General features: G+C 61.8%; 9 protein-coding genes. 4 read left to right on the top strand and 5 right to left on the bottom strand.

Annotation, left to right across the window (positions count from 1 at the left end; all coding sequences use genetic code 11):
• From F2S13_RS25780 to fhuF, 4 genes are all read left to right on the top strand, one after another.
• Positions 1-994: thioesterase domain-containing protein (locus tag F2S13_RS25780; RefSeq protein ID WP_246238004.1), on the top strand; the 994-nt coding region annotated here is incomplete at its 5' end.
• 575 nt (positions 995-1,569) lie between these two features.
• Positions 1,570-2,781 (top strand): sodium/glutamate symporter, encoded by a 1,212-nt coding sequence (gene gltS / locus F2S13_RS25775; RefSeq protein ID WP_166366239.1) that lies wholly within the window; start codon positions 1,570-1,572, stop codon positions 2,779-2,781.
• Between the two features lie 411 nt (positions 2,782-3,192).
• The gene (locus F2S13_RS25770; protein WP_166366237.1) at positions 3,193-3,729 is read left to right on the top strand and encodes a sigma-70 family RNA polymerase sigma factor; all 537 of its coding nucleotides are present in this window, start codon (positions 3,193-3,195) and stop codon (positions 3,727-3,729) included.
• Between the two features lie 37 nt (positions 3,730-3,766).
• On the top strand, positions 3,767-4,537 hold the full coding sequence (gene fhuF / locus F2S13_RS25765) for a siderophore-iron reductase FhuF (RefSeq protein WP_166366235.1): 771 nt from the start codon (positions 3,767-3,769) through the stop codon (positions 4,535-4,537).
• 9 nt (positions 4,538-4,546) lie between these two features.
• Here fhuF and fhuB read toward each other — a convergent pair whose 3' ends face one another.
• The 5 genes from fhuB to F2S13_RS25740 form a co-directional block, all read right to left on the bottom strand.
• Entirely contained in the window at positions 4,547-6,526 is a 1,980-nt protein-coding gene (gene fhuB / locus F2S13_RS25760; RefSeq protein WP_166366233.1) for a Fe(3+)-hydroxamate ABC transporter permease FhuB, read from the bottom strand.
• A complete protein-coding gene (locus F2S13_RS25755) occupies positions 6,523-7,434 on the bottom strand; it encodes an ABC transporter substrate-binding protein (RefSeq protein ID WP_166366231.1) in 912 nt (303 codons plus the stop codon). Before F2S13_RS25755 ends, fhuB begins: the two co-directional genes overlap by 4 nt.
• Positions 7,435-7,449: 15 nt before the next feature.
• The gene (locus F2S13_RS25750; RefSeq protein WP_166366229.1) at positions 7,450-8,217 is read right to left on the bottom strand and encodes an ATP-binding cassette domain-containing protein; all 768 of its coding nucleotides are present in this window, start codon (positions 8,215-8,217) and stop codon (positions 7,450-7,452) included.
• Positions 8,218-8,369: 152 nt separating this feature from the next.
• The gene (locus F2S13_RS25745) at positions 8,370-9,449 is read right to left on the bottom strand and encodes an ABC transporter ATP-binding protein (RefSeq protein ID WP_166366227.1); all 1,080 of its coding nucleotides are present in this window, start codon (positions 9,447-9,449) and stop codon (positions 8,370-8,372) included.
• Positions 9,446-11,041, bottom strand: coding sequence for an ABC transporter permease (locus F2S13_RS25740; RefSeq protein WP_166366225.1), 1,596 nt, complete (start codon positions 11,039-11,041; stop codon positions 9,446-9,448). The genes F2S13_RS25745 and F2S13_RS25740 overlap by 4 nt, the downstream gene beginning before the upstream one ends.
• Positions 11,042-11,057: the final 16 nt, after the last annotated feature.

The raw sequence follows: 11,057 nt of genomic DNA, 5'->3' as shown, positions 1-11,057 counted from the left end.
CCTCGATGACCACTTCTTCGATCTGGGCGGTCATTCCCTGCTGGCCTTGACCTTGACCGCTGCACTGCAGGACCGGTTGGGCCTCAAGGTCCGCCTCGATCAACTGATGCAGTACCCGCGCTTGAGCGATCTGTTGCAACGGGTACAGGCTACGTCTGCCGAAGTGTCGCCACGGGTGCCGCTCAATCAGGCCGCTGCCGGTGCGCCTCGGCTGTTCTGCGTGCACCCGGGCGGCGGCACGCTGTTCGGTTACTACCCGCTGGCGCGGGCACTGGAAGCGACCTGGCAGGTCGATGGCTTGCTGTGCCGCAGCTTCATCGAGCCGACCTGGCGCGACAGCTCGCTGGCGCAGATGGCGCACGATTACGTGCAGTCGATTCGTCAGGCACAACCGCAGGGGCCCTATCACCTGTTGGGCTGGTCCCTGGGAGGCGCATTGGCAGTGGAGATGGCACGGCTGCTGCGCGAAGCCGGCGAATCCGTGGCATTCCTCGGCCTGGTCGACCCTTTCGTGCCCGGGCTGGGTGATGCCGCAGGTGATGCGGGTGAGACGGACCTGGACAGCGGCTTTGCCCGTTATCTGGCGGAGTTGTTTGGTGATGTACCGCTGACCGCCATCGAGGACAGGATTGCCGAGGAACGTCTGGGCGGATGCAGCGACGCCGGGTTGATCGAGGCCGTGCTGGCCTGGGCGGTCGCGCAATCGCGGGGGGATGCGCCGCGTATCGAGCAGTCGGATATCGCTCAAGGATTCGCGGTGATGCGCCACCTCAACGGCCTGACCACAACGTGCACGTTGCAGTCTTGCGACGTGGCGCCGCTGTGCTGGTGGTCGAGCGAAGTGGCAGACGTGTCTATAGAAGCACAGAAGGTCCTGGAGCAGGGAGTCGGCGTGAAGGTACAGGCGCGGCTGGAGATTGCCGGTAGCCATGCCGGCATCATTCGTGAACCCGCATTTCTGCACAGTCTCGCGCAGTGTTTGCCTCGATCCTGAATGAAATGAAGTGAAGAAAGCCACGCGCACGGATCTATCCGTACGCGTGGTTTTTTTTGGGTTCTTCACGCAATTGCGGGAAAAAGGTGGCCGGTAACTATCGCTCGAAAGATCGCGAGCCTGCTCTATAACGCCATGCGTTTGGGCATGAATGATCAAGATCCTGATGGCATAGCAATGTTTTGTTACTTCATGGATTCAATAATCGGCAGTCGGCGGTAGCGCTTGAAAAATGTTACATATTAAACGTTTAGAGCGTTTGGAGAATGCGTAGTGAGTCGGGTAAGGTGCTGCGCTTTAGTGGCGGGTATCATTTTGAAAAAGAAGGCTGTCTATAGTTAAGAGTTTGATCAAGGAAAGTTCAAGCGCCCCGATGTTGTGCCTTTAAGTCGATCCCATTTTCAATTGCCAAGATTGCAGTCTGGGATTTTGTGCGCAAAAAAACTGTGTTAAAAGTGTGCCTCCTGATAAAGCTATGCCCCCTAAATAAAGCAGGATTAAGTACACTCAATCCTATCCATATGGCGGGACCAAGGAACGAATCCGCTTCTTCATGAATACAGAGGGCTGTTCCGATGTTTCAACTCGATTTTTATTCAACTCTAGTTGCCGCCTCTTTAGTGCTTTTGCTGGGGCGCGGGCTGGTCGCTCGAATCGGGTTTTTACGCACCTATAATATTCCGGAGCCGGTTGCCGGTGGATTATTGGTCGCCGTGTTGCTCTTGGCGTTGCGAGTGTTCGCTGATGTCGAGGTCCGATTCGATTCTTCGCTGCAGACCCCTTTGATGTTGGCGTTTTTTGCCACTATTGGCTTGAATGCAGACTTCACCAGCCTTAAAAAAGGCGGGCGGGTACTGGGTATTTTCCTGCTTGTGGTGACGGCGCTTTTGCTGGTGCAAAATGCCATGGGTATCGGGTTGGCCACGGCATTGGGACTTGATCCGCTAATGGGGTTGCTGGCCGGCTCTATTACGTTGTCGGGTGGGCACGGTACTGGCGCTGCGTGGGGGGTGGTATTCAGTGAGAAATATGGAGTGGCCTCTGCGTCCGAACTGGCCATTGCCTCCGCGACCTTTGGTCTGGTGCTGGGTGGTTTGATTGGTGGCCCGGTCGCTCGCTTGCTCATCAAGCGCGTCCAGACACCGGGCGTCGGGCAAGTGGATCCGCGTCTGCCAAAGGGTTTTGAACAGCCTAACCACCAGCGCATGATTACCTCTTTTTCGTTTATCGAGACCCTGGCGTTGCTCGCAATAAGCCTGCAGGTGGGGACATTCCTGAATGGGATTATTCAAGGCACGGCATTTGAGTTGCCAACGTTCGTGTGTGTTTTGTTCGTCGGTGTGATGTTGCGCAATGGGCTATCGGCACTTGGCTGGCATCAGGTATTTGAGCGTGAAGTTTCAGTGCTGGGTAACGTCAGTTTGTCGTTGTTTTTGGCCATTGCTCTGATGTCGCTCAAACTCTGGGATCTGGCCGCACTGGCGTTACCCATTTTCATCCTCTTGGCTGCGCAAGCGTTGATGATGGCCCTGTTTGCTATTTTCGTGACGTTCCGTGTCATGGGGAGCAACTATGATTCGGCGGTTCTGGCAGCGGGGCACTGCGGTTTCGGGCTCGGTGCTACGCCAACCGCTATTGCCAATATGCAAGCGGTGACGCAGCGCTACGGACCTTCGCAGATTGCATTTTTGGTTGTCCCGATGGTGGGGGCTTTTTTCATTGATATCACTAACGCAATCGTCATCAAGTTGTATTTGGCACTCCCTTTCCTGGGTGTTGCGGGCTGACAGGTATCAACCTGCTGCGGATGATCGTATTCCTGACTGAGGCTGTCATATTCAGGCTTTCAACAGGTTTCTTTCATCCGTAGGATGATATGAGCCCCGTTAAACGCGCGAGTCCGATCGGAATGCTTATTGGCATCCCGTCAAGACGAGCGCGACCCGGTCCTTTCCTCGCCTGTTTTCGCCTTGATCTGATCGCTGCTCGGCGACTTTTCGTACAGGTCATAGCCCATTGTTCCTGCCTCGTCCCTTCCTCCATGGGCATCGCGCATGCCTGGATTAGTGGAGGAGCCTCTTATTTCACCTCAAAAAATCTGTAGTAACACTTTGTCATCAATTGCTAATGATAATGGTTTGTAATAGCATTACGTCGCTCGGGTTCACCCCTTCTTATTTGCCTGAAGGTGCTTCGCCTTGAAGACTCATGGAACGAAAAACAATCCGGATCTGTTGAAGACTTTCTTCGAAAATCGCCAAGCCTTGATCGACAGAGCACACGCCATCCTAGGATGTCGCCAACAAGCAGATGACGTAGCACAGGATATCTACCTCAAATTGCGCGAGCAGCCGGTCGACCAGCCCGTGGCGCATACGCTCGGTTATCTCTACCGGATGGTTCGCAACCTGTCGATCGACCGCCTGCGCCGTCAGCAATGGGAAAACTGTCACAGCGTGGGTGAAGAGCAGGCGCACGTGTTGCTGTGTTCCAAACCTTCACCGGAGGCGGCGGTCATTCACCGGGCGATGCTGGAACAGGTACACAAAGCCTTGTTGGAGTTGCCTGAACGAACCCGGCGCATTTTCGAGATGACGCAACTGCAGGGGCATACTCAACGCGAAGCCGCGCGCCAGATGGAAGCTTCGCCGACCTTGATCAATTTCCTGCTGCGCGATGCCCTGACCCATTGCCGTCGGCGCCTGGGCATACCTGCTGCAACCCGGGCACAATGAACGCCTTCGATTTGCCTCTCACACGGATGTACACGCTTTGATCGATGTATTGGCCCCGTTGTTTTCCGGAGAACTGGCGGTATACGCCGAAGGTTTGAGCCTGAGTGCCGGTAACAAACCGGTGGTACCTGGACGACGTTTTGTCGAAGCACAGCAGCTTGAACGGTGCCTGGACCTCTATGGTCAGGGCTATCCCGGGGCCGATCGCCGGGCTCTGGCTTCCTTGTGGTCCAAGGACTATTTCCTGACCTTGCTGCCCGCGGCGGTAGCCGCAAGCCTGGCGCTGGGGCGAACCCTGCCGATAACGCTGGACGACATCGACGTGGTCATCGACGCCCAAGGGCTGCCCAGCTGCCTGGTGTTGCCCAATCGCGGCGACCTGGTGGCCCCCGAGGATGCATGGCAGCGTTTCCAACCCTTGATCGAGGGCAACCTGGAGCCCTTCATCGACGCCCTGGCGCGGCTGGTCAAGCTATCGCCGCGGGTGCTGTGGAACAATGCCGGCAATTACGTGGAAACCATAGTCGGGGTGCTGGCCAAGCGTGGCCTGCCGGCCGAGATCCTGGCCCACGGTGAGGCGCTGATCGCCATTCGCGAACGGCCGGACGGCAAGCGCAACCGGCTTTTCGAACCGGTGCGCTATGTGCAGATGCAAGGGCCACAAGGCCCACTGGAGATCCGCCAGCGCCGTCAGTGCTGCTTGCGTGACGGGCTGCCCGGTTATGAGTGCTGTAGCGATTGCCCGCTGATCAGCGATGAGCTGCTGCTGCGTTATGCCCTGGCCGAGCGTGGGCTCAGCGTCGACTGAGCCCGGGCCTCAACGCCGCCACAACTGCATCATCAGATAGGGGCCGGCGATCAGCGCCGCCAGCAAGCCGGCGGGCATCTGATAAGGGTAAAGCACATTGCGCCCCAGCCAGTCCGCCGCGACCATGACCAGCGCCCCCAGCAAAATCGCTCCCGCCAGTTGTGCTCGTGCCCGCACCAGCCCGAGCATGCGGGTCAGGTGGGGGGCCAGCAGGCCGATGAAGCTCAAGGGGCCGATGACCACAGTGGCGCAGGCCGTCATCAACGCGCTGAGCCCCAGCAAGGCCAGGCGACTGCCACGCAGGCTGACACCGAAACCGCGAGTTGCCGCTTCGCCCAGCGGCAGAATGTCCAGCCAGCGATGCAGCATCAGGCACAAACCGCCGAACAGCATCAGCGTCACGCCAAGCAGCCACGATGTCTGCTCATTGGCGCGATAGGTGGAACCGGCCATCCAGTTGAGCATCTGTTGGGCGCGGGAGTCGCCGTTGGCCAGGAGGATCTGCAGCAGCGCGTCGAACAGCGCGCCGACAGCGATGCCCACGAGCAACAGTTGGGTCGGGGAGAAGTTGTCGCGTCGGCTCAAGGCCAGCAAGGCGGCAAAGGTAATCACCGCGCCGAGGGTGCTGGCGCCGATCAGTGCGCCATTGCTGGCAGCGGGCAACAGAATCAGCGCCAGCAACATGCCCATGGCCGCACCGGAACTGATGCCGAGCAGTTCGGGGCTCGCCAGCGGGTTGCCGGTCAGGCGCTGGATCAGGCAGCCGGCCAGCGCCAGCAAGGCGCCGCAACCGATGGCGGCCAACACCCGCGGCGCACGCCAGGCCAGCAGTTCGTCCAGCATCGCCCCCTGGCTCCAGGTCCAGCCGTGGGGGCCAGCGCCGAAGGCCAGGGCGACCAGTACGGTCGCGGCCAGCAACAGCGCAAGCCCCAGCAACAGTGTGCGGCTCGAATGCCGAGGCAGGGTGCTGTTGTCGCTCGAGCGGGGTGCCTCGCCACGCAGGCGCAGGCCTTGCACCAACCAGATCAACAGCGGGGCGCCGACCAGTGCCGTCGCCGCGCCGGTGGGCAGGAAACCGCCGTCGAACCCTTCCAGGCGTTGGACCAGCAGATCGGTGAGCCACAACAGCAGCGCACCGAGCAGTGGCGACCACAGCAGGCGGTCGCGCAGCCGACGCGCCCCGAGCATGCTGCACAGGCTGGGCGCCGTGAGGCCGATAAAGCCGATCATGCCGACACTGGCCACCACGCAGCCGCTCAGCCACAGGGCCAAAAGCAAGGCGATCAAGCGGCTGCGATTGAGTGACAGCCCCAGGGCCCGGGCGCCGGAGTCTTCCAGGCCCAGCAGGGTCAGCGGGCGGATCAACAGCAGTATTCCCAACGCCGGCAGCAGTCGCGGCAGCAGGAATTGCACTTGCTGCCAGTCCTGTTGCACCAGTGAGCCCGCACCCCAGATGAACAGCGGGCCCAGTTCCTGACCGTGCAGAATCATCAGCCCGGCATTGACCGCACCGAAGTACAACGACACCAGGATGCCGCCGAGGATCAGCGCCAACGGGCTGAATGCCTTGCGCCAGGCCAGGGCGAATACCAGCAGCAGCGCCACGCCACCGCCGGCCAGCGCCAGCCATTCGCGGCCGTTGACCAGCAACCACGGCGCCCACAACGTGGCCATGCTCAATGCCAGTTGCGCGCCGGAAGCGATGCCCAGGGTGGCGGGCTCGGCCAGCGGGTTGCGCAACGCCTGCTGCAACACGCAGCCGGTCAGGGCCAGGGTCGCGCCACACAGCCAGGCCATGGTCATGCGTGGCAGCCAGCTGTAATGCACGAGTAATTGGTCAAGCTGCTCGTCCTGAGGGGCGCTGATCGCTTGCCACCACAGGTCTACAGGCAGGTGTGTGGCCAGGTTGCTGGCAGCCAGGGCGATGGCGCCGATCAGCAGCATGATCAGCAGCGGCGCGGGACGACGGTTGATGACGTGCAAAATCATGGCTGGGCGCTCGGGGCAAAGCGTTGCTGCAGCAACAGGGCAAGGCGTTCGGCACTGCTGACGCCGCCGTAGGGCCAGACGGCGGGCAGGCTGTCGACCCGCTGTTCTCGTACGGCGCTCAGGGCTTTCCAGATCGGATTGCGGTCCAGGACGGCGCGGTCCGGCAAGGGTTCGAACAGCACCAGGCGCGCATCGGCCGGTGTTGCCAGAGCAGACAGGGTGATGGTGGCAAAGCCCCAGGAACTGGTGGGGCCTTGCCACGCGTTGCGCAGGCCGAGCTGGTCGAGCACCGCCTGGTACAGGCCCTGTCCGCCGTTGACGCGCAAGTGGCGCTCATCGAGGAAGGTCACCAGGTACAAGGGTTCGCGGGCTTGTCCGGCAAGGGCCGCCCGGGCTTCGGCGAAACGCTTGTCGACCCGTTTCAGCAGGGCATCGGCCTGTGCTTCGTGACCCAGCATGCGGCCAAGCAGTGTGGTGATGTGTCGTGAGCGTTGCAGCGGTTGGCCGTGGTCATCGAAGGTGGCCAGGAGCATGGTCGGCGCCACCGCGTTTAACAGGGGCAAGATCGATGTGTATTCCGGCGTCGCCAGAATCAGGTCCGGGCGCAACTGGCTCATGGCTTCGAGGTTGGGTTCGCGACGGGCACCGACATCGGCCACGCTGGCCGGCAGTTCCGGGATCGATACCCAGCGGCGGTAACCGTCCGGCTCGCCGACTCCGACGGGAGTGACGCCAATGGCCAGCAATTGTTCGACCAGCCCCCAGTCCAGGACCACCACACGACGCGGCGGATGCTCGAAGGTGACCGGGCCGAAATCATCGTTCCAGGTGACAGGTTGTGCGAAGGCGACGGGCGTCAGCAGGTACAGCAGTATCGATAGAGCGGCACGCAGCGCGATGGCAGGCAACAGGGAAACTCCAGGTCAGTAGACGAAGCTGATCGGCGAACCGCCTTGAGGGTGGGGCAGCACGCCCATGGCGATGCCATAAATGTCTTCCAGGGTTTCGCTGCACATCAGCTCGGCCGGGCTGCCTTGCGCCAGCAAACGGCCCTGGTGCAGGGCGATCAGATGATCGCAATAGCGGGCGGCCATGTTCACGTCATGGAGCACCACCAGCACGCCCAGCCCCAGTTGCGCGCTCAGGTCCTTGACCAGCGCGAGCACTTCCACCTGGTGGGCGATGTCCAGGGCGGAGGTGGGTTCGTCCAGTAGCAGATAGCGGCTGTTTTGCGCCAGCAGCATCGCCAGCCAGACCCGCTGGCGTTCACCGCCGGACAAGTGATCGACCAGGCGCTCGGCGAAATCCAGGGTGTGGGTCAGCTCAAGGGCACGCTGCACCTGCTGGCGATCCTGGTCGCCGAAACGGCCGAGGGCGCCATGCCAGGGATAGCGGCCAAAGCCGACCAGCTCGCGCACGGTAAGGTTGTCGGCCGGTGGCAACTGTTGTGGCAGGTAAGCCACGTGACGGGCGAATTCGCGGTTCTGCCAGGTGGACAGGGGTTTGTCGTCCAGGCTGATCTGGCCGCTGGCCGGCAGTTGTTGCCGGGCCAGCAGCTTGATCAGTGTCGACTTGCCCGAGCCATTGTGGCCGATCAGGCCGACCATGCGGCCGTGGGGGATTTTCAGGTCCAGGGGGTGCAGCAGGGTTCGTCCGGGAACGCTGAAGCTGACTGATTGCAGTTCAAACATCGTGTTTCCGCAAGGGCCCCGGCAGTCAGGGCGGAAGGAGTAGGGCTGGCGACCTTAACACGAATAAGAATGCGTATCAATTGATGCGCTTCTTCGACGGAATCCGGTGGCTGCGGGATCTTTGCGACCCCTTCGGGCTCGCAAGGCTTCCCTTAAACCTTGGCAGCCATCAAAACATGCGCATGGCCCACGGTGGAAATGTGCACCGTGCTGCCGGTCATTGGCGCATTGATACCGGGGCTCCGGACCAGCAATGATCGGTTCGAAGGCAGTCCGTTCCTGGCAGGTGAGGGCGTCTTCAACTCCACCGTCAACGTGCAGGTATTGCCGCCGAAATCGCACTCTGTCACCACCCCCAGGCACCCCTCCACGCGCTCCTGGGGCTGGCTGGACAGCTGAAGCTGTTCGGGTCGCAACATGATCTGCGCGGCGCCGCGGTGCGAGGTATTGTGGACGTTGATCCGTCCCAGTTCACAGGTCGCGATGCCACCTTCGACCCAGGCGGGAATCACCACGGCATCGCCCAGGAACAGTGCGGTTTCTTCGTCATGGGGCCGCAGGTAAAGATCCATCGGCTGCCCGGCCTGAACCAGGCGGCCCTGGCGCATGACCGCCAACTGATCAGCGAAAGACAGGGCTTCGGCCTGGTCATGGGTCACCAGAATAGTGGTGATACCGGCGTCCGCCAGCAGGCGTGCCACGGCCTTGCGCATGGACGCGCGCAGGCCGGTGTCGAGTGCGGAAAAGGGTTCGTCCAGCAGCATCAGCCGCGGTTTTTGCGCCAGGGCGCGGGCCAGGGCGACGCGCTGTTGCTGACCGCCGGACAGCTCATGGGGCCAACGGCGCTTCATGTGCGAGTCCAGGGCGACCATGTCCAGCAACTCCTCGATCCGGTGCTGTTTCGACGCCGTCTTGCCCGGTAGCCCGAAACCGATGTTGTCGGCCACTGTCATGTGCGGGAACAGGGCGCCGTCCTGCGGCACATAGCCGATCAGGCGCTGGTGGGCCGGCACTTCGGTCGAGCCGTTGACCAGGGTCTGGCCATTGAGCGTGATGCTGCCCCGGTCGGGAAATTCGAACCCTGCAATCATCCGCAGCAAGGTGGTCTTGCCCGACCCCGAAGGGCCGACGATGGCCGTACGGCTACCGCTGGGAACCGACAGGCTGACGTTTTCCAGGGCCGGTCGCGAGCCGAAGGATTTGTAGAGCGAATTCAATTCCAGAGCGTTCATCGGCCTGCCGTGCGTTTGGATTGATGGTAGAGAAGGCCGGTCAACGGCAGCGACAACAGAATCATCAGCAGCGCATAGGGGGCCGCCGCGGCGTAGTCGATCTCGCTGGTCATGGCCCAGAAGCCGGTGGCCAGTGTGCGGGTACCGTTGGGCGCGAGCAACAGGGTGGCGGTCAGCTCGTTGGTGATCGCCAGAAATACCAGGGCGGCACCTGCGGCGGCACCTGGCGCCGCCAGGCGCATGGTGATCAGCCACAGGGCGCGGCTGGGCGAGCGGCCCAGGCTGCGGGCCATGTTTTCCAGCTCCACCGGTGCCTGGGCGATGCCGGCACGCAAACTGACCAGCGCCCTGGGCAAGAACATCAACAGGTAGGCCAACAGCACGGTGAGGGTGGTCTGGTAGATGGGCCGGGCGAAATTGATGGTGATGGTCACCAGTGCCAGGGCCACGACAATGCCGGGCAGGGAGCTGGTGATGTAATTGCAGCTTTCCAGAATGCGGTGCAGGCGCCCCGGCGAACGGATCGACAGCCAGGCAACGGGGATCGCCGCACAGGTCGTGATGATCGCCCCGGCACTGGCCAGCAGCAGGGTCTGCTTCAGGGCCGGCAAGACGTCGCTCTGGCCCCAGACTTCCACGCCGCCGGCAATCAGCCAGTTGCCCAGGGTGATCAAGGGTACGCCAAGCGCCAGCACACTGGTGATGATCGGCAGTGGCAACGCGAGGGCTTTAACCTTGCGACTCAGTCGCACCATGCGCTGCAGGCGCGGGCTTCCGGAGCCGACCCGCGCATAGCGGGCATTGCCGCGACAGGCCGACTCGAAGGTCAACATCAGCAGGCAGCACAGCGCGAGCACGCCGGCCAGCATATTGGCCGCAGGGCCGTTGAAGGTGGATTTGAACTGGTCGAAGATCGCCGTGGTGAAGGTGTCGAAGCGGATCATTGCATACAGGCCGTATTCGGCCAACAGATGCAGCCCGACCAATAATGCGCCGCCACAAATGGCCAACCGCAGTTGGGGCACAACCACCCGGAAAAATACTGCCCAGGGCTTGAGACCCAGGGATTCGGCGACGTCCTCGATAGCCGGATCAAGGCGCCGCAGGGTTGCCGACACCGGCAAATAGAGGAACGGGAAATAGGCAATCACCGAGACCAGTACCCCGGCAAACAGCCCATGGATCGGTGGCACCAGGCTGACCCAGGCATAGCTGTGCACGAACGCCGGCACCGCCAGAGGCGCAACCGCCAGCAGTGACCACAGGCGCCGGCCGGGCAGGTCGCTGCGCTCGGTCAGCCAGGCCAGGGCCACCCCGAGTGCGATGCACAAGGGAATGGTGATCACAACCAGCAATACGGTGTTGACCAGCAGTTCGGCGACCCGGGGCCGGAACACCAGCGCCTCGATGGTCGCCCACCCGGTCTGCACCGAAACGCCGATCACGAAGGCGAGCGGCAACAGCGCCAGCAATGAGACCAGTACGGACAGCCCGACCACCCACGCGCTCACGCGCCCCTTCGAGGCGCGTGAGCGTTGGCGCAATGTCGCTGGAATCGCCGAATCGACCAGTTCAGTACGTTCCGGGACCATGATTGGCTCCGACATC

This window comes from Pseudomonas akapageensis (assembly GCF_011355085.1).
Lineage (GTDB): Bacteria > Pseudomonadota > Gammaproteobacteria > Pseudomonadales > Pseudomonadaceae > Aquipseudomonas > Aquipseudomonas akapageensis.
This window is presented reverse-complemented; position numbering and strand designations above follow the sequence as displayed.